Source organism: Chryseobacterium sp. JV274 (assembly GCF_903969135.1).
GTDB lineage: Bacteria > Bacteroidota > Bacteroidia > Flavobacteriales > Weeksellaceae > Chryseobacterium.
Map to the genome: position 1 here is coordinate 4204627 of NZ_LR824569.1, position 24358 is coordinate 4228984.

Annotated in this window: 23 protein-coding genes and 3 tRNA genes; 11 read left to right on the forward strand and 15 right to left on the reverse strand. The window is 35.2% G+C overall.

Annotation, left to right across the window (positions count from 1 at the left end):
- The first annotated feature begins 1 nt into the window (after nucleotide 1).
- Together CHRYMOREF3P_RS19395 and CHRYMOREF3P_RS19400 are read left to right on the forward strand one after the other, a co-directional pair.
- Complete coding sequence (locus CHRYMOREF3P_RS19395) at nucleotides 2-757, forward strand: hypothetical protein (RefSeq protein WP_180565291.1); 756 nt, start codon at nucleotides 2-4, stop codon at nucleotides 755-757.
- Between the two features lie 152 nt (nucleotides 758-909).
- Nucleotides 910-1434 carry a thermonuclease family protein gene (locus CHRYMOREF3P_RS19400; RefSeq protein WP_077415779.1) on the forward strand — a complete coding sequence of 175 codons (525 nt, stop codon included), beginning with the start codon at nucleotides 910-912 and terminating at the stop codon, nucleotides 1432-1434.
- A 91-nt stretch (nucleotides 1435-1525) separates the two neighbouring features.
- Here CHRYMOREF3P_RS19400 and CHRYMOREF3P_RS19405 read toward each other — a convergent pair whose 3' ends face one another.
- The 3 genes from CHRYMOREF3P_RS19405 to CHRYMOREF3P_RS19415 are packed head-to-tail and all read right to left on the reverse strand — an operon-like array spanning nucleotide 1526 to nucleotide 4477.
- On the reverse strand, nucleotides 1526-2308 hold the full coding sequence (locus CHRYMOREF3P_RS19405; protein ID WP_077415777.1) for an ABC transporter permease: 783 nt from the start codon (nucleotides 2306-2308) through the stop codon (nucleotides 1526-1528).
- The gene (locus CHRYMOREF3P_RS19410; RefSeq protein WP_180565292.1) at nucleotides 2301-3203 is read right to left on the reverse strand and encodes an ABC transporter ATP-binding protein; all 903 of its coding nucleotides are present in this window, start codon (nucleotides 3201-3203) and stop codon (nucleotides 2301-2303) included. The genes CHRYMOREF3P_RS19405 and CHRYMOREF3P_RS19410 overlap by 8 nt, the downstream gene beginning before the upstream one ends.
- The gene (locus CHRYMOREF3P_RS19415) at nucleotides 3203-4477 is read right to left on the reverse strand and encodes an erythromycin esterase family protein (RefSeq protein ID WP_077415773.1); all 1275 of its coding nucleotides are present in this window, start codon (nucleotides 4475-4477) and stop codon (nucleotides 3203-3205) included. Before CHRYMOREF3P_RS19415 ends, CHRYMOREF3P_RS19410 begins: the two co-directional genes overlap by 1 nt.
- Before the next feature lie 466 nt (nucleotides 4478-4943).
- On the opposite strand from CHRYMOREF3P_RS19415, the gene CHRYMOREF3P_RS19420 reads away from it, so the two are divergent.
- On the forward strand, nucleotides 4944-5531 hold the full coding sequence (locus tag CHRYMOREF3P_RS19420; RefSeq protein WP_180565293.1) for a Crp/Fnr family transcriptional regulator: 588 nt from the start codon (nucleotides 4944-4946) through the stop codon (nucleotides 5529-5531).
- A 54-nt stretch (nucleotides 5532-5585) separates the two neighbouring features.
- Nucleotides 5586-6269, forward strand: a complete 684-nt coding sequence (locus CHRYMOREF3P_RS19425; RefSeq protein WP_180565294.1) for an MBL fold metallo-hydrolase — start codon at nucleotides 5586-5588, stop codon at nucleotides 6267-6269.
- 686 nt (nucleotides 6270-6955) lie between these two features.
- On the opposite strand, the gene CHRYMOREF3P_RS24195 is transcribed toward CHRYMOREF3P_RS19425, so the two are convergent.
- Together CHRYMOREF3P_RS24195 and CHRYMOREF3P_RS19435 are read right to left on the reverse strand one after the other, a co-directional pair.
- On the reverse strand, nucleotides 6956-7201 hold the full coding sequence (locus CHRYMOREF3P_RS24195) for a helix-turn-helix domain-containing protein (protein ID WP_175627231.1): 246 nt from the start codon (nucleotides 7199-7201) through the stop codon (nucleotides 6956-6958).
- Nucleotides 7180-7962, reverse strand: coding sequence for a hypothetical protein (locus CHRYMOREF3P_RS19435; RefSeq protein WP_077415765.1), 783 nt, complete (start codon nucleotides 7960-7962; stop codon nucleotides 7180-7182). The genes CHRYMOREF3P_RS24195 and CHRYMOREF3P_RS19435 overlap by 22 nt, the downstream gene beginning before the upstream one ends.
- Nucleotides 7963-8513: 551 nt before the next feature.
- Between CHRYMOREF3P_RS19435 and CHRYMOREF3P_RS19440 the strand changes: the two genes are divergently transcribed.
- From CHRYMOREF3P_RS19440 to CHRYMOREF3P_RS19450, 3 genes are read left to right on the forward strand one after another with little or no spacing between them, the layout of a single operon-like run.
- Nucleotides 8514-9941 carry a hypothetical protein gene (locus tag CHRYMOREF3P_RS19440; protein WP_077415763.1) on the forward strand — a complete coding sequence of 476 codons (1428 nt, stop codon included), beginning with the start codon at nucleotides 8514-8516 and terminating at the stop codon, nucleotides 9939-9941.
- Nucleotides 9942-9981: 40 nt separating this feature from the next.
- Nucleotides 9982-10404, forward strand: coding sequence for a transposase (locus CHRYMOREF3P_RS19445; protein WP_077415761.1), 423 nt, complete (start codon nucleotides 9982-9984; stop codon nucleotides 10402-10404).
- A gap of 31 nt (nucleotides 10405-10435) precedes the next feature.
- The gene (locus CHRYMOREF3P_RS19450; RefSeq protein WP_077415759.1) at nucleotides 10436-10747 is read left to right on the forward strand and encodes a hypothetical protein; all 312 of its coding nucleotides are present in this window, start codon (nucleotides 10436-10438) and stop codon (nucleotides 10745-10747) included.
- 569 nt (nucleotides 10748-11316) lie between these two features.
- Here CHRYMOREF3P_RS19450 and CHRYMOREF3P_RS19455 read toward each other — a convergent pair.
- The 3 genes from CHRYMOREF3P_RS19455 to CHRYMOREF3P_RS19465 all read right to left on the reverse strand — a co-directional run bounded on the left by CHRYMOREF3P_RS19455 (nucleotide 11317) and on the right by CHRYMOREF3P_RS19465 (nucleotide 11597).
- Nucleotides 11317-11390: transfer RNA gene (locus CHRYMOREF3P_RS19455), tRNA-Arg, on the reverse strand.
- Between the two features lie 33 nt (nucleotides 11391-11423).
- Nucleotides 11424-11498: transfer RNA gene (locus CHRYMOREF3P_RS19460), tRNA-Pro, on the reverse strand.
- 14 nt (nucleotides 11499-11512) lie between these two features.
- Nucleotides 11513-11597 (reverse strand) — tRNA-Ser (locus CHRYMOREF3P_RS19465).
- Nucleotides 11598-11732: 135 nt separating this feature from the next.
- Here CHRYMOREF3P_RS19465 and CHRYMOREF3P_RS19470 point away from each other — a divergent pair.
- The 4 genes from CHRYMOREF3P_RS19470 (at nucleotide 11733) to CHRYMOREF3P_RS19485 (ending at nucleotide 16334) form a co-directional block, all read left to right on the forward strand.
- Nucleotides 11733-12758, forward strand: coding sequence for an N-acetylmuramoyl-L-alanine amidase (locus tag CHRYMOREF3P_RS19470; RefSeq protein ID WP_180565295.1), 1026 nt, complete (start codon nucleotides 11733-11735; stop codon nucleotides 12756-12758).
- Nucleotides 12759-12830: 72 nt separating this feature from the next.
- Entirely contained in the window at nucleotides 12831-14231 is a 1401-nt protein-coding gene (gene aspA, locus CHRYMOREF3P_RS19475; RefSeq protein WP_077415755.1) for an aspartate ammonia-lyase, read from the forward strand.
- Nucleotides 14232-14317: 86 nt separating this feature from the next.
- Complete coding sequence (locus CHRYMOREF3P_RS19480; protein WP_180565296.1) at nucleotides 14318-15172, forward strand: glycosyltransferase; 855 nt, start codon at nucleotides 14318-14320, stop codon at nucleotides 15170-15172.
- Nucleotides 15173-15293: 121 nt separating this feature from the next.
- Complete coding sequence (locus CHRYMOREF3P_RS19485) at nucleotides 15294-16334, forward strand: hypothetical protein (RefSeq protein WP_180565297.1); 1041 nt, start codon at nucleotides 15294-15296, stop codon at nucleotides 16332-16334.
- 62 nt (nucleotides 16335-16396) lie between these two features.
- Here CHRYMOREF3P_RS19485 and CHRYMOREF3P_RS19490 read toward each other — a convergent pair whose 3' ends face one another.
- From CHRYMOREF3P_RS19490 to CHRYMOREF3P_RS19520, 7 genes are all read right to left on the reverse strand, one after another.
- Nucleotides 16397-17896, reverse strand: a complete 1500-nt coding sequence (locus tag CHRYMOREF3P_RS19490) for a lipopolysaccharide biosynthesis protein (protein WP_180565298.1) — start codon at nucleotides 17894-17896, stop codon at nucleotides 16397-16399.
- A 9-nt stretch (nucleotides 17897-17905) separates the two neighbouring features.
- On the reverse strand, nucleotides 17906-18700 hold the full coding sequence (locus CHRYMOREF3P_RS19495) for an FkbM family methyltransferase (protein WP_180565299.1): 795 nt from the start codon (nucleotides 18698-18700) through the stop codon (nucleotides 17906-17908).
- A gap of 265 nt (nucleotides 18701-18965) precedes the next feature.
- Nucleotides 18966-19631, reverse strand: a complete 666-nt coding sequence (locus tag CHRYMOREF3P_RS19500; protein ID WP_077415745.1) for a DUF2461 domain-containing protein — start codon at nucleotides 19629-19631, stop codon at nucleotides 18966-18968.
- Between the two features lie 92 nt (nucleotides 19632-19723).
- The gene (locus CHRYMOREF3P_RS19505; RefSeq protein WP_047380899.1) at nucleotides 19724-20953 is read right to left on the reverse strand and encodes an ABC transporter permease; all 1230 of its coding nucleotides are present in this window, start codon (nucleotides 20951-20953) and stop codon (nucleotides 19724-19726) included.
- A 23-nt stretch (nucleotides 20954-20976) separates the two neighbouring features.
- The gene (locus tag CHRYMOREF3P_RS19510) at nucleotides 20977-21726 is read right to left on the reverse strand and encodes an ABC transporter ATP-binding protein (RefSeq protein WP_149389340.1); all 750 of its coding nucleotides are present in this window, start codon (nucleotides 21724-21726) and stop codon (nucleotides 20977-20979) included.
- Nucleotides 21727-21770: 44 nt separating this feature from the next.
- Entirely contained in the window at nucleotides 21771-23036 is a 1266-nt protein-coding gene (locus CHRYMOREF3P_RS19515) for an efflux RND transporter periplasmic adaptor subunit (RefSeq protein WP_180565300.1), read from the reverse strand.
- A gap of 3 nt (nucleotides 23037-23039) precedes the next feature.
- Nucleotides 23040-24350 (reverse strand): TolC family protein, encoded by a 1311-nt coding sequence (locus tag CHRYMOREF3P_RS19520; protein ID WP_180565301.1) that lies wholly within the window; start codon nucleotides 24348-24350, stop codon nucleotides 23040-23042.
- Between the last annotated feature and the right edge of the window lie 8 nt (nucleotides 24351-24358).

The window sequence follows — 24358 nt, forward strand, 5'->3', positions numbered from 1 at the left end:
AATGGAGATATTTTTAAATAATATTAAAATAGATTATTTAGATCTTACTAGAGATAGGAAAATTATCAATGATAAATTATTGCTAAAGGTTAAACCTGAGGCTAAATTCATTATTTTAGAAGAATTAGAAAAATCTGAAATTAGACTGGTCATAAATATTGATAATAGAGCTGGTATAAAAAAAGCTTTGTATGAAACCCGATTTCTTGTAGACTATGTTTTAACAGAGTATGATTATAATGAGCCAGACGGAATTATTCTTTATGGAACTATGATTAATAAAATGAGTATTACGGGAAGAGGATATGCTCAATATCTCATTAAAATTTTTTACGATTGGTTTAATCATTCAGATTTTAGCTGGGAAAAGTATGAAAATAAAGAAGTCAAAAGCTCTTATCTTCTGGCTTGTTTTATTTGGAATAAAGGTTTTTATAAAATAAGTGCTGAGAATAACATCATGAAAATGGATGGAAATATTGTTAGAGATGAAGAAGATTTTTTCTGTTATTTAGGTGAATTGTTCTTTGGAAAAAGAGGTTTTATGGGACTGGGATTAGATTCACTTCATGACCATACTATAGATGTAAGTAAGAATAATAATATGCAGGAATTTCATTTGTATATAAATTCAGCAGACGCTTTAGAAAAAGCATTGGGAAATAGTTATTTTTTTAGGTCTTTAGAAATTTTAAAAAGAACTGGTATTAATATTTATATAGATGATTTAGTCTTTAAAATAAATAATAGCATTTAATAATTAAGATTACTTAATATTTGCTTCTGTTCCGCAAAGTCTCCCAACTTTGAGGTGAAAAAAAATCAAATAACTTAATTCAATATTAAAAAAACCTCGCAAAACGCGAGGTTTTTTAATTTGTAATGACGACTAATCCCTATATTTGCCGAATGAAACGATTAATGTTGGCGTACCTGCTTTTCCCTGTATTCCTATTCTCACAGACTACCGGAAAAGTGATCAAAATTTCAGACGGAGATACCATTACTTTACTGTTAAAAGGGAACCAGCAAAAAAAACTCAGACTGGCTGAAGTCGATTGTCCTGAAAGTGGACAGGCATTTGGGAAAAATGCAAAACAGTTTACTTCTGCCCAGGTATTTGGGAAAACAGTAAGCTTTGTTGAGACGAACACGGACCGTTATGGGAGATCTATTGCAAAGGTTTATTATGATGACGGCAAATACCTTTCCAAAGAACTTATCAAAGCAGGAATGGGATGGTGGTATTTTGCTTACTCCAAAGATGCTTCTTTAGGTAAAATTCAGGAAAATGCACAATATAGAAAAGTTGGTCTCTGGCAGGATGTAAATGCTGTTGCACCCTGGGATTACCGTAAAATGAAGCGTGAGCTTAGAAATAATAAGAAAATCGAGGCCGCTAAAACTAGTGTAAAAATAAAAGGAGTAGCATAAGCCTTTGTTGGAACGCCTGAAGCTGGAAATTAATTAATATGTAGGCTGACAGTAACTCCCATCTTCAAGCTCCCTGCTTCCAACATTTTATCTATCCCCCTTTCTTCCTTACAAAAAGATAAAAACTCGCAGCCATGAAGATAAAAACGGAGGCGATATTACAGTAATCTATTCTTTCAAAAGCGATATTTTCACTCATGAAGTTATCCATTGATTTGTAGCCTCCGGTATAAATCAAAAAATCAGAGAATTTTTTTTGATAGATAATCGTCGTGAAAAGCAGCATGAATACACCAAAACCGATAGGGTAAATGAAGTTTTTAAAAAGAAGACTCAAAGTTAGCTGCACCATGGCAATAGCAGAAAGAGTAATGAAGAATTTCGCAAAGACATAAAATATCACTTCTCTGAAGTCATAATTCTGGAAGCCCAGCTGTGGAAAAGCAATACTTAGCAAATATCCGCTTAACAATAAAGCCAGATAAGAGAAAAGCACTGAGAAAAAAACTGTTATCTGGATGAATATAGCTTTCGAGAAAAATATTTTAGTCTTGGAAACCGGAAGCGTGAAGAGAATTTTATAATTATTATTTCTGTATTCCACATCGCAGCAGGCATGCACAAAAAGAGAAACGAGTATAGGAAACAACAGATAAAAAAACATAAATACGATTTTTCCCAATGAAGCTTTCCATGGATTTATTGTTCCCTCAGATTCTTCTATTCCGGAGCGGAGTACATCATAAACCATATACAGATCAACCGCGAAGATAATCAGGACAGGAACGAGCAGAATTCCGAAAATTTCTTTGTTTTTGGAAAGTTTATACTGTTCGGATGAAAATGCCTTTAAAAAAGTATTAGTATTAGTCATGGTTTTTAGAAATTAAATTAATGAAGATCTGCTCAAGATTGGTGCTTTGAGACTCTATGTCATAAATCTCAATTCCATTTTGGATTAACATGGTAAGAAGACCATTGAATTTTTTGTCATCATTGATTTTCACTGAAATTTTGTTCATATTATTCAGTGTTGCGGAATAAGTGTCTTGGAGTAGAGATAATGCTTTTTCAACAGGATTGACTTTTAAAACAACTTCTTTTTCGACTTTGCTTAAAAGTTCGTTCTTTGTTCCCTGGAAAATTATTTGCCCGCCTTCAATAATTCCGATATGGGTAGCTGTTTTTTCAAGCTCACTCAAAATATGGCTCGAAAGGAAAATGGTTTTCCCTTGTTCATTCAGATGCTGGAAGAGTTTTCTCATTTCAAAAATTCCCTGAGGATCAAGCCCGTTGAGAGGTTCATCCAGAATCAGAAGTTTGGGATCGTGAAAAATGGCCATTGCAATTCCCAGGCGCTGCTTCATTCCCATGGATAGAGCTGTCACCTTTTTTTTCTTCTCGTTATGCAGATCTACCAGTTCCAGAACTTCATCAATTCTTTTGTTTCCTTTGCCATAGATAATATCCAGGTATTTTAGGTTTTCAAAAACAGTAAGTTTTGTATAAAAACAAGGGGATTCAATCAGGTTTCCTGTACTGGCAAGAATCTCTGTCCGGTTCTGTTGTAAACTTTTATTTTGAATGAAAATATTGTCGGCCGATGATTCCAGAAGCCCTAAAAGAAGTTTAATCGTAGTCGATTTTCCCGCTCCGTTCCTTCCAAGATAGCCATAAACACTGCCTTCAGGAATATTGAGATTGATATTGTTCAGAATGGTTTTAGAACCTATGGTATAACTGAGGTTTTTAGTAGTAATGCTTTCCATTATTCGTGAGAGGTTAAAAAAGTATTGGTGTCTATATAAAATATTCCGTCAAAAAACTGGCTCCAGATCTTTTTCTGATCTGTTCCCTGATTGATGGTGGATATAAACTCTTTCTTCAGTACAGAACTTTCCGGGGTACTTCTGAGATTGATAAAGAAATAAGGAGTCTTTGTTGCATGAAATGTATTTTCGATGGCGAGCTTTCCAGGCTTATCAATGGGAGTTCCGGTTTTATTGTATTTGGTATAGGATGAAAAATCAATCATATAAGAAGCCTTTCCGTATTTACTTTTGATATGAGCGCCCAGAGGTAAATAATTTTTGCTGTACCGGCTTGCAAAAGTATGAAGGTTTGAACACCACACAATGATTTTTTGTCCCTGATACACAGAATCAATCTGATAAATAAGGTTTTTAGCCATCAGAGAATCCCTGAACTGCATACTCTGCGTAGATCCTGCTTCATATTTCCATATTTTATCAAAATTGTTTCTCATATCATGTAAATACCGGGTATATATTCTGTTTTCAGGTGTTTTTTTCAGTTTTGAAACTATCTGTTCAAGTCGGCTTATTTCATTGAGAAAGTCCTTTTTCTGATTTCCGGATAAAATTTTTCCGGCAAACCCCTTGTACATAAAATTGGAAATCTGATTAAGGTTTTTGTTTAAAAGAGGAAATGGCTTAAGGTCAATCGAATTTTTGCTTAAAAAATCCTTCAAAAGCTTACTGCGTCTGTCATAAAGTTCCTCTCCGGAAAACTGTATATCAAACCCACCCAGTTTTATGGGGTGATTTGAAGCTTTCGTTTTCTGATAATAGCTGATCAGAGGCTGGGTCTCCCTGTTGTTCCACCAGAAATCGAAAAGTCCCATTCCTCCTATAGAAGCCGAAGGAATTTTCAGGCTGTGGTTTTTCATTTCCTCATTCATCATCCAGGTATCATACTGGCCGGCTTCATACAATACAACATGATACCCCAGATTCTCATGGAGATATTTGATGAGTCTGCTTTTGGCTTTCATGGTAGCGCCGTCATAATGAATGTTTTCTCCCAGCATTACAATCCTGTTGTCTTTGAGCACATAATCCAGAATCTTCAGGTCGCTGTTATCCGGATATTCCATAGAAATACTTTTTATAGGGTGTTTATACCGCTGGACATCGTTCAGGAGTTCCTGTTTTTCTTTTTCAGGGATATCTTTAAAAACAATTTTATTCAGGATTAAAACTGCAATTACAGAAACTATAAAAGTGTAAAGTATTTTTTTCATCCATTCAAAATTATACAGTTACTAAATGCCTTATTTAATTTTAAATTTAATAAAAAATAAAAGCTTTTTATGAAAACTATTTATCATTTAGTCGAAAATGATGCCAAGGGAAAAATAATGTCAATTCGTCATGTTTTTCCTGATGTTGGGAAATACCTTAGTGGTAAGGATAAAAACTGTCTCAAAAATAGCTGCACGTTTAGCTGGTAGTTTCACTGTTTTTTAGATAAGAATAAATGCTTATAAACCTGAAATTTCAATTTTTATTAAGAGAATTCCAGATCCTTTATTGCTCATATACCATATCTTTACTCAGACTTAAGCAGAACAAAAAAGCTGCAACTTTTTTTGAATATACAATAACCGTTCGTTTTGAATATACAATAATTCTTAGATTTGGATGCTGGATTTGATATGTAATCCATAGATGGTTAAAAAGAAATAAAAGGCTGAAAAAGATTGAGAAATGACTGACATATTTGAAAATTATCTATCCTCTACAGGAGAACTATCAGCTGGGGAAATCAACTTTTCTGCTCAGTTCTTCAAATCTGTCCGCTTAAAAAAAGGTGATTTTTTTATTCGCGAAGATGAATCCTGCCGTTATGTTGGATTTATAGTTAGTGGTGCTGTAAAAGCATACGCTATCGACAAAGAAGGAAAAGAAAATATAACCTGCTTTAAATTTGAAAATGAATTTGTCACCTCGTTTTCAGAGTTTATAACCCGGGAAAAATCCAGAAGGAGTATCAGAGCTATAGAAGATAGCATAATCTATAGGATAAATTATCCGGACTATCAGCATCTGCTTTGTCAGATGGCTGCTTGGAATAGTGTTATAAAATCGGTGATGGAGCAGGAGTACAACCAAAAGGAACGTTATCTGCTGAACTATAATAATAGGTCCGCTCTGGATAAGTACCGTCATGTATTGTCTAACGAACCGAAGCTCGTTCAGCGCGTAACGACACAGGATCTTGCATCATATCTGGGTATCACGCAGCGATCACTTACACGCGCGAAAGGACAAATACACAGACCCAGTGTATTATAGGACAAATGTCCTTATGAAGTCCTTGTCAGCGAAGTAGATTTGCACAAAAAAACAATGTTACGTCAAATTGCTCCTGAAGTGTTCCAGATTTCACTGATGCCCCGAAATAGTATCAACTGTTATATTATCGAAGGCGTATTGGTAGACTCCGGAATACGTAGTTCATATACCAATGTAAAAAAAACTCTCCAGAAAATTCCTGTTTATCAACATGTACTGACACATGCGCATGCAGACCATCAGGGCTGTAGTGATCAGATTTGTGCTGAGTTTGAAATCCCTTTACTCTGTCATCCCGACGAAGTTTTTAGGACTGAAACGGGTATGGTGACCAACGATTACCCAACTCCACAACATTGGGTAGCAAAGTTGCAGCAAAAGTACTGGGCAGGTCAGGGACATAAAGTTGAACAGACAATCATTGAAAACGATAAGATCGGAAACTTTCGGGTAATTGAGACGCCCGGGCATTCAGCGGGTCATATTTCTTTATTCCGTGAGCGAGATGGTATACTGATCATCGGAGATGCGGCGACAAATATGAATCTGCTCACAACAGCGACTGGTCTGCGGCTTCCACCAGGCATATTCACTTCGGATCAGAAGCGAAACATTAAATCGCTCCAGAAGTTAGCAGAACTGAACCCTGCCATTATCTGTTTCGGTCATGGACCGATTATGCAAAATACCGATCGGAAGTTTGAACAATTTGTGGCTAAATGCAGTACGGCTATCTAAAGGTAGATCGTACTGTGATTGCGGTTTAAAAGAAGACGCATTTATTATATACATGGAACTAATATAAACAAAAAAGACTCACTGTTCAGTTCATCAATGAAAATTACTTCAACAGAAACATCAACAATGTAAAATCAAATATAATTTAAAATGCACAACGGGTATATGATATAGTCTGTTATTTGATGAATTAAACATAATGGGAGGTAGTTATAATATTACTCATGGAGGCTTTATTTTATCACCGGACGGTAAATGAAGCTGATTATCAAAATAATCCAGCGACTACAGGTGTTTTTATTGGTTCATTTGAGAATTCTAGTGGGGGATGTTATTGGGCCAGAAATATATAGAGAATCAATATTTTTGAGTTTATCAGAATATGATAAATGTATTTTTATTACATTCTGAGTATCATTTATAGAGGAATAAAATGGATATCTAGTGGCATCTTCTGAATTATTTAAAAAGGTCATAGTTGGTTCACTATTCTTATCAAAAGTATCAAGCTTCGCTTCTGATTCAACAGTCTTTCCGTGACCGAAGATGAGAAAATAGCATCCGTTAAAAGTAGATGTTTTTTGAAAAATAATTAATTTTAAATAAAGAAAAATTTATGATTAAGAAGTTTTAAAGAGATGGCCGTTTTACCTCATTTCCTGTAAAAACCATCTAGTAATAAATGATTAATCTATAGTGTCAACATTAAGATTTTTAATATATTCTGAAGGTGTAATTCCTTCAATTCTTTTGAAAGCTCTATTGAACGTAACTTGGTTGGAAAATCCTGAAGCGGTATAAATATACATAAAATTAACTTTATTCAAATCTTCTTCTTTAAGCATTTTTTTTACATTTTGTATTCTGCAGAAGTTTAAATAGTGAGTGTAATTGTCATAACCATTTAATTTTATTGCTGTTGATATATATATATTACATTTGAATTAATAAGTGAAGATAAGTCTGATAAACTAAAATTCGAATTTGCAAAGTAACGTTCATCCTCAATGATTTTTTTAATACTAGCGTATAAAATCATATACTTTTCAATATCTTTATCTTCCTTTTTCTCGAGATCTAATGAATTGATATTGGGAAAACTATCTTTGTTTTCTAAGTTACCACTGCTATATTTTTCTTCACTTTCCTTTTTTTTTATCAAACGATTATAATGCATTAACAGTATTAGTATAAATAAATTTGAAAAAAATATAATCACTTCAGATGCTTTTCTTGATGATTCGGATACAAGTGTCAATTCATTGAAGTCATATATTTGATTTAATAAAAATATGGTAATAATTAATAGAGTTACATATATAGTATATATGTATACATATTTTTTTGAAAAAAATGTGTCAGCGGCCACAATTATTGGTAAAAACCACATTGAAACAAGTGTATTGTTTTTCCAGACATTAAGCATTATATAAGTAAGAAATATCGAAACAGAAATTATATAGATATGGACAATTTTATTGATATCATATTTTGGAAGAATAATTACCCAGGTATATAAAACAAGAAATAGAAATCCCAAAATATAATATGAGAAAAAAGTTGTTGAAGCAAAAAAGTATAAATAAATAGAATAAAAGCTTAAAACGATTGTTATAATCAAGACATATTTGGCTATAAGATCTCTTTTTAATTGATCACTCGTCATATTTTGGGTGTTCCTAACTAATTTCATTTAACTGACATTTTTCATTATAAGGATTATGATTTTACCATTTAAAAAAAACAATTGCTTTTTTAAATGATAATTTTTATAACAATTATCAAATATGTTTTTCAATCTTCTAAAGAAAATTCTGTTGGCAAAATAAACGAAAAAATAAATCAATTACTATTTGATTTCTATATCAAAACATTCGCGAGTGTTTAAACTAAAGTAAATTTTAATATTGTCTTCTTTAATGATCTTTATATCAAGACGTTAAGTGTTTTGATTACTCTTTGTAAATAACAATTCATATATTAAATATGTTTTAATCTATTGGAATAATAAAGAGGTTGTTTTAAATCATATTGCATAAATGAATTAATGGTATTGTAAATATCCTGTTTGTTTATAAATACATTTGTCTTGTGCCAAGTGAGGCAATTTCCCTAAAAAACAAATCAAATACATTTACAATCATGAAAAAAAATTTATTACCCTTACTAATTACCATTTTAACAGTATCGAATGTTTTTTGTCAAGTAGGTATAAACACAACAAACCCTCAGGGTATACTTCACATGAAAAACGTAACAAAGAAATTAGGTGTAGTGATGCCTATTGTGGATTCTGCTCCCTCAACAGTTACTCCAGCAGGTGCTGTTCCAGTGGAAGCTACGGTTGTATATGATTCTATAAAGCAATGTTTACGACTGAATACATCTGCAGGATGGTCAGATTGCCTTCTGGATAAGTCAACAGTAGAGGGATTGATATCAACATCTGTTCTAGGAGATAGGTTTTGGATGGTTAGCAAATATTCTAGTACTACTAGTCCGCTTATGCAAAAAAGATTTGATTATTCGTATTATACTAGTGCTTTCAATAGTATTACAGATAAGAACTTTCTTACGGGGGCTGGTTATACATCATATGGTTTAGGTCTTTCCCCTGCCGGAACCCAAAGTCCGGCTACCAGATTGATGGCAAAATCGGCACTTACAACAAATAGTGGTTTAGAGTCTAGAACTGTCATTACCACTTCCGGGGATATCTTTGTTACCGGATCTAATTATGGTGGAAAGCTTGGCACCGGAGGTAATGGAGATGTGATAAGCAGCTGGACGAAAGTTACTATAGCAGGTTTGGCAGCTGGGGAAAATCCAATTCAGGTTCAGCAGAGTGCTTATAATACAATCATATTAACAAATCTTGGTAACGTATATGCTGCGGGTGAAAATGCAAGAGGGCAAACCGGACTAGGAACTACAGTAGGAAATACTTTAACTTATACTAAAATACCAACATTGAGCAATATTAAATCTATTTGGAGTGAACAAGAAAGAACTCCTTATAATATGTTTACTGCTATCGATGCAACGGGTAAAGTATTTGCCTGGGGATATAATTTCTATGCAGGACCTTGGGGAGCCACTGCAACATTTATTTCTACCCCTCAGGATATAACCAGTTTTTTTGCTCCGGCAACAGCATCAGGTGCTAAAGTGGTTAAAGTAATGATTGGGTATTACTCTTTGATTGCGCTGATGGATAATAATACATTATGGGGGTCTGTAGCACAAGGATTTCCACTATATAGGATAGGTAAAGGAAATGCAAATGCCACCAACAGTAATTTAATGTTGCTTTCTGACAGTATTTCCTTAGCTTCTGGTGAGACAATTGTTGATTTTGATATGGATATGGACGGAGCCGTAGTGATTACCAATCATTTTATATGGTATACAGGGTTCTCTTATGGTTATAGATTTGGAAATGGTGGTGTTGGCCAAAGCGTAAACTGGACATTGCATTCTACTTCATTGCTTGATGGTGACGTAACATTAACAGCTGTGGATATGGGGTATTATGGGGTGATGATTGCGACTGGAAGTGGTGTTACAGAAGGTGGAAGCCGATTATTGGTTGCAGGATATAATGGTTTTAAAAGTTTAGGTACTACTCCGGCAACTGGAGATGTTCAAAACTTAACATATGCTACATATTAATTAAGTTAATTAACTAAATCGTAAAAATAGTTAAGGAAATATGGAATTTAAAGATATTCATATTGGTCGTTTAATTGAAAAAAGAGTTTTGGAATGTGAATTAGATTTGGAAAGAATCTGTAGTTTCTTTATGTGTAGTACTGAGGAGGTCTATAGAATGTATCACCTGAAAAGTATGGATTCAGAAATTATTCTTCGTTGGAGTAAATTAACCGAGTATGATTTTTTTAGAATATACACGCAACATTTAATTTTATATTCTCCAGCTACTGAGAATAATGTTAAAGCTTCATCAACGACCCTTCCAAGATTTAAAAAAAATATTTATACCAAAGAGATAATTGATTTTTTCTTAGAGTTAATAAATTCTGGAGAAAAAAGTAAAAATGAGATTATTGAAGAATATAATATTCCAAAGACTACCCTTTATAAATGGGTTGTTAAATATAGTGTAAATCAGTAGTTTATATAATTTTAATTGTTAATAACAAGATATGAAAGCGTCTTCACCTAATTATAAGAAAATATTTTACGATATGATTGTTAGAAAATATCCTCATAAAATGGAAAGTGCAATAGGAACTCTCGTAAAGACGAATTTTACGGTATTAGATGTCATAAAAATTAACCAATTACTGGTGGAAGATAGCAATAATGAAAATGCAAAATTTAAATCTTATGATAAGACAACCATATTAATGGTTCTTAATTATCAAAAAGATAATAATTTAAACAATACCCAAACAGCAAGGCATTTTAAGTTAAGTAGAAATACATTAACCAAATGGAAGAGAATAGTTTGGTAAAAATGTATTTTTAATTGCTATAATAGATTCTAAATCATGTTTTTATTATATTAATACTATCTCACAACAATCTATATAAAAAAATCGAGGAGTGAATGCCTCGATTTTTTAGTTTTAAAATATCCAATCCTATTAATTAACTATATGTGTACATTTACAAGTTTTCAGCCAAGTCTGAGTTGACCTACTTTGCTTGTTATAGCTACTATATTCGTTTCTGTTAGTTTTAATAGTCTCATTAAAAGTATCGTTAATTGATCCTAATTTCCAGACTAAATCGTAGCTAATTCAGTTTAGAGGCTAGAAGTTTTTATAGTATTTCTATGGCTCGTTTATTTTGAAGAATATGACCTTTAAAGAAGATTATAGGGAAAGGAAATAAAGAGCAGTGGAAAATTAGAGGCTGATAAGCTGGAAGAAGAACTGAGGTATTTGGTTTCAGAAACCAGTATATGACATTCAAGCCAGGCTTGATAATACCCTAAATCCTATTTCAAAGTATCTCAAAGCGTTATAAACAGGGCAATATAGAAACAAAAAAGACTTACTGTTTCCAGTAAGTCTTTATGTGAGCGCGAAAGGATTCGAACCTTTGACCGTCTGCTTAGAAGGCAGATGCTCTATCCAGCTGAGCTACGCACCCATTAAGTAGTTTTGAGAAAACTACTAAAAACAGTCGGGGCGGCAGGATTCGAACCTGCGACCTCCTGGTCCCAAACCAGGCGCGATGACCGGACTACGCTACGCCCCGAATATATAAAAGAGCGGAGGGTAAGGGATTCGAACCCTTGCGACACTTTCGCGTCGACAGTTTAGCAAACTGCTCCATTAACCACTCTGGCAACCCTCCTTTTTGTTTATTTTTTAATGATCGTTGTTCCGTTATTGCGAGTGCAAATATAGAACAGATTTCCTTATTTACCAAATAAAATTCAAGAAAATTTTGTGTATTTTTGAAGTAATAAATCATCCAAAAACCAAACTGATGCGTAAGACATTATATATCATCGGATTAAGCACTTTTGTTTTTTCATGTACTTCTCAGCAAAATGTGAAAAAAAATACTTACAAACCGAAAACCCCAATAACACAGGCGAAACCGAAGGTTCAGACAACACCTCCGGTTGCTCCGAAATCAAAAGTAGTATCCGATCGTGGAGTTGACTTTTTTACTACTAATATAGCAGACCCAACAAAAAATGATAATACGATAAGTTATGGTTCCATTGTATCTGCAAAACCGGGAGGGTATAAAGTTGTAAAGACTTATTTCCCTGCAGTAGCCCAAAACTTCAGACAACGTTACTTAATATTACATTATACAGCTCTTGCAGATGACAAATCTATTACCGTTCTTACCCAGCAGGCGGTGAGTGCCCACTATCTGGTAAACAATACAGGAGACAACGAGATCTATCAGTTGGTAGACGAAAACAAAAGAGCATACCATGCAGGAATCAGTTCATGGAGAAATGATAAAAATCTTAATGATACTTCTATTGGGATTGAAATTGTAAATGCCGGCTATACTACAGATGCTACAGGTAAAAGAACATTTGCTCCTTTTAGTGATGATCAGGTGAAAAAAGTGGCAGCATTGGTTAAAGATATTGTAACAAGATATCAGATTCAGCCTAATTATGTACTTGCTCATTCAGATATTGCTCCTACAAGAAAACAGGATCCGGGACCAATGTTCCCATGGAAAAAACTGTATGATGAATACCAGATTGGGATGTGGTATGATGAAGCAGCCAAGCAAACTTATCTTGAGGCAGCGCAGGCAGACATTACGGCAAGATATAATGAATCCAGCTTTATTTTCCTTATTCAGACTTCATTGCAGAAATTTGGATACGGATTGGAGCCTAGCGGAACCTGGGATGATGCCACCAAGAAGACAATTGAAGCATTCCAGTACCATTTCCGTCCGCAGAATTATGACGGAATCATGGATGCCGAAACATGGGCAATACTGCAAGCTTTAAATCAAAAATATCCAGTAAAATAATTCAAATTAAAGCGCATCGGTTAGATGCGTTTTTGCTATCTTTAAACGATCAAAAACAGTAAAATATCTGTAATGGAAAATTTCAGGAAAGAAAGTGATCTATTAGGCGAACTGAATGTGCCTTTAGATGCTTATTATGGGGTTCAGACACAAAGAGCTATTGATAATTTTAAAATTTCAGGACAGCTTTTGTCTTCATATCCGGATTTCATAAAAGGGTTGGCTTTTGTAAAAAAAGCGGCAGCAAAAACCAATTATGAACTAGGACTTTTAGATGAAAGCCTCTATTTTAAAATAGCAGAAGCGTGTGATGAAATTGTAGACGGGAAATATCATGACCAGTTTCCGGTAGATATGATTCAGGGTGGGGCAGGAACCTCCATCAACATGAATGCCAATGAAGTAATTGCCAATATCGTATTGGAGAAATTAGGGAAAAATAAAGGAGAATACGAATTCTGTTCACCTAATGATCATATCAACCTTTCCCAGTCAACCAATGATGCTTATCCTACAGCCATCAAAATGGGATTGCTGCAGATGAACATCGGACTGGTAGAAAAGCTTGAAAAAATTATTGCTGCATTCCGTGCAAAAGGAAAGGAGTTTCATGATGTCATCAAAATGGGCCGTACACAGCTTCAGGATGCCGTTCCAATGACTTTGGGGCAGGAGTTTGAAGCGTATGCAGCTACATTAGAAGAAGATATCTCCAAGCTGAATAACAATGCAAATCTTTTTGTTGAAGTAAACATGGGGGCAACAGCTATCGGAACAGGATTAAATGCTCCGGTAGGTTATGCTACACTTTGTGCTAAAAACTTGGCTCAGATTACAGGATACCCAATTGTTTCAGCACCGGATTTAGTGGAAGCAACACCAGATACAGGATCTTATGTAATCTACTCTTCAGCAACGAAGCGTCTTGCTGTGAAATTATCAAAGATCTGTAACGATTTAAGATTATTGTCATCAGGTCCGAGAGCTGGGCTTTTTGAAATCAACCTTCCGCCAATGCAGCCGGGATCTTCTATCATGCCAGGTAAAGTAAATCCGGTAATTCCGGAAGTGGTAAACCAGGTTTGTTTCAAAGTGTTCGGGAATGATCTTACCGTGACTTTTGCAGCAGAAGCAGGACAACTGCAGCTTAATGTAATGGAGCCGGTACTTTCCCATGCAATCATGGAAAATATTAACTTTCTTTGCAATGCTTTAGATACCCTTCGCGAGAAATGTGTGGTTGGAATTACGGCTAATAAAGAGATCTGTCTGAATATGGTGAAGCACAGCATCGGTATTGTAACAGCGCTTAACCCTTATATCGGGTACAAACAGTCTACACAGATTGCCAAAGAAGCATTGGAAACCGGGAAAAGCGTTTACAACCTTGTTCTTGAAAAGGGAATTCTTTCCCAGGAGAAACTGGACGAAATCCTTGATCCGAAAAATATGCTGAAACCGCATAATAAATAAATTCTATAAACGATGAATGATCAATGATAATTGATATCCTAAAATCTTCTTATCATTGATCATTGATCATTAATCATTGATAATTCGTGAGGTTTTTAATTATAATTCCTGCTCATAACGAAGAAGACAACCTCTCCTTTACGCTGGATTCTTTACAAAAGCAAAGCAGCAAAGATTTTAAAGTAGTGGTAGTGAATGACGGTTCTGTAGATAGAACCCCTGAAATCATCAGGAAATATACAAAGACTGATTCCCGTTTTGAAACAGTCAATCTTCAGAAATCTGCACATCAGCCCGGTTCTAAAGTTGTTCATGCTTTTAAAAATGGCCTCCGGACTCAATCGATGGATGAATTTGATATCATCTGTAAATTTGATGCCGATATCATCCTTCCGGAAAACTACCTGACAGCAGTAGAAACAGCTTTTACAAACAATCCGGAATATGGGCTCGTAGGAGGTCTTTTGTACATAGAAAAAGACGGAAAGTGGATCTATGAAGGAAATTCCAATAAACATCACGTAAGAGGTCCTATGAAAGCTTACCGTAAAGAGAGTTTTACTCAGATCGGAGGCTTAAGGGAAACTTTAGGCTGGGATAATATTGATTCCATACTGTTGGAAAATCTGGGATGGAAGGAAATTGTTCTTCCGGAACTTCATGTGAAGCTGATTAAAGTAAAAGGAGCTGATTATACCATACGGCCTGCGGATTATTATGGCAGGTACTTTTATTTCTTGGGCCTGAACAGGTTTCTGGCATATATTGCCTCCTCAAAAGAAGCGATGAAAAGCAAGTCTCCATCATTTTTCTTTGATATTATAAATTCCTATGAAAATTGCAGATCAAAAAAAATGGAGCTTAAAATTACAAAAGAAGAGCAAAAAGCAATTAATGATCAGCGTTGGAGAATGCTGAAGAAGAAATGGCTGAAGATGTAAGGGAATAATTTGTAAACTTTGATATAGATCAATAGGAATGGGCTTTAGCCCGTTTAATTAAAAAAATAAAAAATCCACTGGCTTTAGCCAAAATTTATAAGACTTAATTCCCGCTAACCCTGTGAAAAAAATAGCTTACATAGAAATAGACACGCACGCAGAAATTGCTCAGGCTTTTATAGATGTTATGGAAGGCTCTCAGGATTTTACGGTAGATTATTATTTTTCAAAAAGAATCAAAGATCATATTAATCATCGTAATGAAACTGTTTTTTTATCAGACAGTTCTATGATTCTGGATCAGTTAAAAGGGAAAGGATATGATTTGGTTGTCATTGGAACTGTACATCGTTATTTTAATACATTTTTGGCGATAACAAAAAAGTACAATACAGCAATCATTACCCATAATCTTAATTTTGCAAAAGCTTCAAAACTGAATCTGATGAAAAGTATTTTCAAAGGAGATATTATTTTCAGAGTGAAATTGTGGCTCAAAGAAGGATTATTTTATAATACTAAAGTTTATAAGACATCCCGATCGCTTTTAGTGCTTGATGAGGCTTTGGTTTCAGGAAGACATCAGTTTTTGCCACTGTTTTATACCAGAGATTTTGATACCATTAAAAATGATAATCTTATTGTAGTTATTCCGGGAGGAGTTTCTCAGAAGAGAAGAGATTATGCTTATATTTTTAAAACAATTCAGAATGTAAAGACAGATAAGCATTGTGAGTTTGTATTCCTTGGAAAAGCAAAGGATCATGAATTAAAAGAGCTTGAACAGCTGTCGCAAAGACTGCCTGAAAATATCAGTATTACTTATTTCTCCGAAAGAGTTTCTTCTGAAAATTTCGAAAAATGGATGCAGAAAGCGGATGTCCTATGGTGCCCTATTCAGCAGGAAACAGAGTTCTTCAGCATGAAAGAGACGTATGGCGTGACTAAAATGACAGGAAATCTTGGGGATGCAGTAGCTTACGGGAAATTGGCCGTTTTCCCTGAGGATTATCCTTCAAAACTTGAATTTATCATTCCTGAAAAAGAAAATATTCTTGATCAGTTAAAGACTTTATCAGAGACTCCATTTGACTTTTTTAATACTTACAGTAAAGAAGTGGTGCAGAAAAAATTGTTTAAATTTTTACATAGTCTGATGTAAGTAAAATCAACATACTTCAATAAATAATACCTTACCTTCTCCGTGTTTTCGCCTTAAAAAGTCTATTTAATCTTAAATACACTCTTGATGAACCTCATATTCAGATAGTCTTCAACCGGGAATATTTTGGTGAAATAATTTCCAATATAAATCAGTATCAGAACAACTGTCGGTTTATAAACAAGATTAAGCAGATTGCTGTTGAAGTTGGGAAGAACAATAGCTACTGTAATCGCTAAAGTACAGATAATAGAGACAAAAATCATTTCAATGCTTAAAGGTGAAACCTTGAATACAATATAATTGAAAACGATTTTTACAACATTGTAAATCGTAAGAGAGATGGCTGTAGATAAAGCAATTCCAATCAGTTTCAGATCTGTATTTTTAATGAAATAATAATTAAGCCCAATTGTCAGCCCCGCCAGTAAAAGCATCACCAGAATATTAAATCTGTAATATTTTGAAAGAGAAATAATGTTTCCGTTGAAACCTGTTGCAAGATCTATCAACACGGCAGAACCCCAGATCCAGACTACAGGTTCATATTCTCTGAGCATAGTTCCGTTCTTGGGCATAAATTGGGTCAGATACGGGAATCCAACCATGATGCACGAGAATAAAACAGCACCAAGGAAATATAATGTTAAAGATGTTTTCTTGTGAAACCTGTCCAGCTCTTCCATATCTCCGTCTGCCAGCGTCTTGTTGATGATAGGAGCAGAAATATTAAATAATCCAAGCTGTGGAATAGAGATTAATGAGATCAGGGCATATAAAACAGAATAGATTCCTACCTCTTCCATTCCCATGAATTCCCCGATCATAAAGCTGTTGATTGCCAGATAATTTCCAAAAGTTCCCAGGAATCCGAAGAAACTGTAATTGAAAAAATCTTTCCAGAAATTATTTTTCTTAAAATAATCTGTATTAAAATCAAGTTTGATTTTCTCCAGTTTATTGGTATAATAGATATACCCCAAAAGCATTAAAAAGAATATTCCAAAAAAGAATGCAAAAGCAATTTTCTGCGATGTTACAGCAGTAAGATTCTGTGATAAAGCAAAGAAAAAGAGGCAGAAAGCTCCCAGATTTGCGATTTTCGGAAACAGATTGTCGAAAATATTGGAAACCACAATTCTTTTATAATTGGAAGTATATTTATTAAAAATAGCACAAAATGAAAGGATTAAAATCAGAGGAAGAATCATTTCTTTGATTTTCCATGCTTCCGAGTGCCTGAATTTTGGATAAAAATAGGGAAGTATAAAAAATACAACTGTGAAAATAAGAAAGTTGATAAAAACAGTGAGCAGCGACAATGACAGCATGTTTTGTTTTTTACCGTCTTTTTCTACCGTGTGAAAAAATTTTACGTTTGAATAGGAAATTCCCAAGACAACAAAAGGAACCAGCATTTCTGCAGTAGGGAGAATGTAGCGCAGCTTTCCATAAAATTCAAAATCATTCGGAAATATGAATATTGCGGAAACTGTGCCCAGCAAAAACCCAATATAACCGATAATGGAATATTTGAAGCCTTGTCTTGCTACTACACTCATAAAGTTGTTTTAAATGTTTTTAGGTATAAAAATAATATTGTTGATGTACTGAGTTTTATTTTTTTCGTCGTTTGTATTTTGTGTTATGATATCTTCTGTAAGACTTTCCAGGGTAAAGCTGTTTCTGTTCAGATATTTCGCTTCATATCCCCAGCTTATTACTTCAGATATTTCATTCCATATAGGAGTCTGGTGGTGTCTTTGTTCCATCTCAACCATTAATGTCGGTGTGAACTGTCGGATGGTTTCTCTTGCTCCTAAAAGTGTTTTTATTTCGTTTCCTTCAACGTCTATTTTGATAAAATCAAGCCTTTTGAAATGTTCCAGTGCAGCCCATTCATCCAGTTTGATCACTTTTACTTTTTCCATATAGCTTTTTTCTTCTCCTTTTTCCTTGTATGAAGTGTTTAAAGTACCGCGGGAAGCAATTGTTTTTCCGTTAATAATAGGTACTTTGAACTCGGCCATTATGTTTTCGTCAGAAAGAGCCAGAGGAAAAATATGCATTGCAGGAAACAGTCTCTTTAATCTACGGTAAAGCTTTTTATTGGGTTCAAAACCATAAATGTTATCGTGGTTCAAAGTGTTTTCCAATTGATATAGGAAAGTTCCCACATTAGCACCAATGTCCAATATAACAGCATTCTTAGAAAGGTATTCTTTGATCCATACCAGTTCCGGCTCTACATTACGTTCCGAAAAATTATTTTTATTAAGATTATTTAACGTTTTAAAATATCTTTTTTTATAGAAATTCGGACTTATATATTGTAGTTTTTCTGCGATTTTTTGGTATAAAGACATTCGTAAGCGTTTTGACGAACAGCAAAGATAAGCAAAAATGTAAAACTTTTCTTAAAAAATGTTAAATATAATAGATTGATTCTCAATAATTATCTTTTGTTTCTGTTTTGTAATCAGTTGTTTTTTAATGGATTTTAAATTTGTCACAGAAACATCTCTATACCCTGAATGTTTGTAAAAGATTCAGAAATAGAAAGTTTATTACCAGTTATCTGTGAAAACTTGTGTTACCTGCTGGTAAAAAACATCTGTGTTTCAGGATAAATTAAAGAAAAGGAGTGTTCAGGAAATCATTGAATGGTTTCATCAGTTTGAAAACTTTATTCATGTTTTTCACAGCATTTTTATCCAGTACTTCCTCATCTTTTAAAGAGTATACTACAATGAAATTTTTAAGTTTCAGATATTCTCCCATAGGATCCTCTTTCTCGAAACCTTGCGGGATTTTTTTCAGTTTGTCGTCCTGGTCAAGTTCCGGGAAGTGCTTTTTAAAATCCTTATTATTGAGAATTTTAAGGAAATCATCACCATACAACGATATTTCTTTACGTACTTCTTTCAGAACTGAAGATTCTGGCATATAGATACCTCCGGCTAAAAAGGATTTTCCAGGTTCCATATGAAGATAGTAACCTCCTTTCTGATTTCCTTTTCCCATTCCCAGAGATGCTCCGAAATTGGTTTTATAAGGAGATTTGTCTTTTGAAAATCTTGTGTCTCTGTAAATTCTGAACAAGGCTTTTTTACTGTCAATTTTAGCAAGTTCTTCATCAAAACCTGACATCTCTTTAATCAGTTCATCCAGAAATGAAACAACGTTTTGCTGAGATTCAGTATACAGGTTTTTATTTTCATTAAACCATTCTCGGTTATTGTTTTTATTTAATTTGTTTAAAAAATCAAATGTTTTGGAAGAAATACTTGCAGACATATTGTATTAGGTGTTTTTTATCGTTGTTAAGTGAGATTTATAAAGGCTTCTCAACCCCGAATCCCGAATCTCACAACTCAAATTTACAAAAACTATTCATATCTCAATGCCTCAATAGGATCAAGTTTTGAAGCTTTCAGCGCGGGATAATACCCGAAAAATACTCCCGTCACGGCACATACGATAAAGGAAACAATAATGGAAGATTCCGTAATGAAAGTAGGCCACGAAAGGAAAAAAGTAACCAGTTCTGAAGACAGAATACCTAAAAGTACTCCAAGAATTCCACCGGTAATACTGATAAGCACAGCTTCAATAAGAAACTGGTACAAGATATCTTTTCCTCTGGCACCAATAGACATTCTCAGCCCGATTTCTTTGGTTCGTTCCGTAACGGATACATACATAATATTCATAATTCCGATTCCGCCTACAATAAGCGAAATACCGGCAATAGCAGATAACAGAACGGTCAGAAGCTGGCTGGTGGAACTCATGGTAGAGATAAGCTCAGCCTGAGTTCTCACACTGAAATCGTCATTGCTTCCGTCGACAGGAAGCTTATGTTGCTTTCTCAAAATTTCTGAAACCTGATCGGTAGCCTGCTGTGAAGTATTTTCACTGGAAGAAGCTGCATAAATGGTCTGAACATAGGTGATTCCTAAAAATCTTCTCTGAACAGTGTTGAATGGTGCAATAATGACATCATCCTGATCCTGCCCAAATGCATTGGAGCCTTTTGGAGCCAGGATTCCGATAACTTTCATGGGAACTTTATTGAACCTGATAACGGCTCCTACGGGATCTTCACCATTGGGAAATAAATTATTGTAAACCGTTTGCCCTAAAAGACAGACCTTATTGGAAGATGACACATCTTTTCTGGTGAAAGAGTTGCCATTCGCAATGCTCCAGTCTCTGATGCTGAAATATTCTTCATTCACACCTTGTAATTGAGTAGGCCAGTTATTAGGCCCGTTGATAGACTGTCCATTAGTTTGTACAGCAGGGGAGACATAAGAAACATCAGGAGCTCCTTTTGAAATAGCGTCTGCATCCTGCGGTCTCAGTGTCTGTAATCCAGAAGCCCCGATTCTGGCCCCTCCGGAAACATTCACATTACTGGATGGACGTATGGTAATCATATTGGAGCCCATAGAAGAAAGCTGATCACTGATACTTTTTTTTGAACCTTCTCCAATGGCTGTCATTGCAATTACCGAAGCCACACCGATAATAATACCGAGCATGGTTAAAAATGCACGAAGTTTATTCCGTAGGAGGGCTTTCCAGGCAATTCTAAAGAGGTTTGAGAGGTTCATTGTAATAAATTTTCAGTTTAAAACTATTTGTAATCATCATTTACCGGAAGGTTTTCGAGGGCTTCTCTGGCAGATTTGATGTGATCATTATTGACATCTTTAATGACTTTTCCATCCCGAAGAGTTACTGTTCTGCTGCTGAAAGTGGCAATATCAGGTTCATGAGTTACAAAAACGATGGTTCGTCCCTGTTTATGCAGATCCTGCATGAGTGCCATGATTTCATAGGAAGTTCTGGTATCCAGGTTTCCGGTGGCTTCATCTGCAAGGATCATTACAGGTTCGTTTACCAAAGCTCTGGCAATGGCAACTCTTTGCTGCTGCCCTCCGGACATCTGATTGGGAAGATGATCAATCCTGCTTTCAAGTTTTACCGCAGTCAGAGCCTGTATAGCTCTTTTGTGACGTTCTTCAGTAGATATTTTTGAGTTATAAAGAAGCGGAAGCTCAACATTTTCTTTTGCTGTGGTCCTTGGAAGAAGGTTGTAAGACTGAAATACAAAACCTATTTTTTGATTTCTGAGAACAGCAAGCTCATCGCGGTCAAGATTCTTAATATTAACCCCATCCAGGCTATAATCACCTCCAGAGGGTTTATCCAGGCAACCAATAATATTAAGCAGGGTAGATTTTCCGGAACCGCTGCTTCCCATAATGGTAACGAATTCACCTTTCTCTACTGTGAATGTGACGCCTTTCAGTGCATGAACAACTTCTTCACCCATCTTGAATTCTCTTTTCAGATCTGTGATCTCCAGAATTTTTTCTGCCATGACTTTTGTTTTTAGGTTTGCTAGTTGCTTAGGCTTGGTTTGAATTATCTTGGTCCGCCGCCACCGCCACTGTTTCTATTGTTTCCGCCCCCTCTTCTTTGAGGCATAAATGGACTTTTAGCCTGCCCGCCGGATGATTTTTTTGAAAGAACTTTATAGCCGGTGATGATATTGTCGTTTTTATTTAACCCTGAAACAACCTGTATTTCGGTGTCATTATCCATTCCGGTTTTTATTTTTTTGTGGGAAATAGTACTGTCTTTAGCAATGATCCAGACAGCTGTCTCACTTTTATTCTCTGTTTCTTTACCCTGTTTCTTCCATTGTCCTTTTTCATGTTTTTTACCATTGGCAAAGGGAGAATTTATTTTATATTTTTTGATAATCAAACTGTCTGGTCTGAAGCTGGTTGCTGCTACCGGAATTTTCATGATACTGTCTAAAACCTGCGTATAAATTGTAATATTTGCCGTCATTCCCGGCTTTAGTTTTAAACCCGAATTATCTGCGTTGATGATGGTGGTATAATTCACCACATTCGATGAAACGGTAGGGTGAAGACGGACTTCTGAAACCTCACCATCAAAGGTTTCATCCGGAAAAGCATCTACCGTAAATGTTGCTTTCTGACCTACTTTTACATTTCCTATATCAGCTTCATCTACAGAAGCACGTACCCTCATTTTGGTAAGATCTTTAGCAATACTGAAAAGGGTAGGAGTACTGAAGCTTGAAGCTACGGTCTGCCCCTCACTTACATTTCTGTTGAGAACAGTTCCGTCAATAGGGGAATAGATATTAGTAAGAGACAGGTTTTTGTTGGCAGTAGAAAGCTGAGCATTTACAGATCCTACCTGTGCTTTCGCAGCATTGTACTGATTGGTTGCATTATCATAATCTGCTTTACTGATAGCTCCCACTTTGTACAGTTGTGACTGTCTGTTGATGTTAATTTCGTTGTAAGCAAGATTGCTTTTTGCATTTTGCAGGTTGGCTTTGATCTGCTGTGACTGGAACTGAAGCAGATCCGGATCTAAAGTAGCCAGTAGTTGGCCTTTTTTCACTGTAGAATTAAAGTCAACATAAATATTTTTAATGATTCCTGATACCTGAGTACCTACTGCAACGGTATCTACAGGCTGAATGGTTCCTGTAGCAGTAATGGAATTTGAAATTTGTCCCATTTCAGGCTTTACTGTTTCCAGCTGGATTTTTATTTCTTTTTCTCTGATGAAAAAAAACCAGGCTGCACCTATTGCAATGATGCCGCCCATAACCCAGTATAACCATTTTTTATTCTTTGTTTTCATAGCTTACTTTAGATTTATAGGGTTACCTGCGTAAAATTCGTAGATCTGTTTATTGAGAATTGCAGTGTATTTTGCCTGAAGATAATTCTGGACAGACTGTATATAAAGCAATCTTTGCTGCTGAAGCTGTACATAATCAATGCTTCCGATTTTCATCTGAGCATTCACAATATCATAACTCTGTTTGCTGATGTCCATTTGCTTGTAGGCAGAGTCGTACTGGGATAGCGCATTCTGGAGATTAATGTAAGATTGTTCTACCTGCTGATTAAGGACCGTTTTTGTATTCAGTAAATCAAGATTGGCCTGTTCAATAGCTATTTTTGACTTCTCAATCTGTGTTTTGTAAATTCTGTTGTTGTAAATCGGAATTCCAAGGCTTAATCCAATGGGCATATAAAAGTTATTTCCCAACTGATTAAAGTAATTTCCATTCCCATTGGAATAGTTGGTGGAAATATTTCCTGTCAGACTCAGGGTAGGCTGAATGGAAGCTTTGGTCATTTTTAGATTTGTATTGGAATTTTCTACGTTAAGTTCCCCGTATTTTATTTCCGGACGTTGATTTTGTGCCAGATTTTGAACATCCTGTAAGGTTTTCAGCTGATTGTCTACAATAATACTGTCGGGTTTTACAACCTGAAAATCATAACCTGAGGGAAGCTGAAGGATTTGTTTTAAATTAACAGTATTCGTGCGTAGATTGTTTTGGGTAGCTGTCAGGTTGTATTGATCCTGAGCAACTTGTGACTGGATTTGCAGATAATTTAATTTGGAAAGGCTTCCGGCTTTATACAGTTGGTCACCTTGTTTCAATTGAGTTTGTGTTGTTTTCAGAACATTTTCAAGAGAGATAATATTTTCCTGATTCATCAGAATATTCAGATAAGCCTGGGTGATCGTGAGGGTAATATTGTTTTGTGCTTCCTGGACGGATAAGTCTGCCATCTGAACCAGCAGATTTTTTGAGGCTTCATTGTTTTTAATATAATTGGCATGATAAAGGGTCATGGAAGAATTGGCCCCGATACTTTGAGATTGTGCACCTGTCATATGAAGACCGTCACTTCCGTTGACAGCAAAAAGTCCTTGTGAAACGGTTCCGCTTAAATTGGGATATTTTGCATCTTTTGCCTGAAGGAGATCCTGTTGGGCAGCATTTTTTGAAAGTCTTAGAGAATTAATGGAAATATTATTCGCTTTTGCATATTCAATGCAATTTTCCAGAGTCCAGACGGCCGGATAATTGGGTGTTTGGGAAAATATTTCCAAGGCCATGCATAAGAATATCAAAAAGAAAAATTTGCGTTCCATGGTTTTAT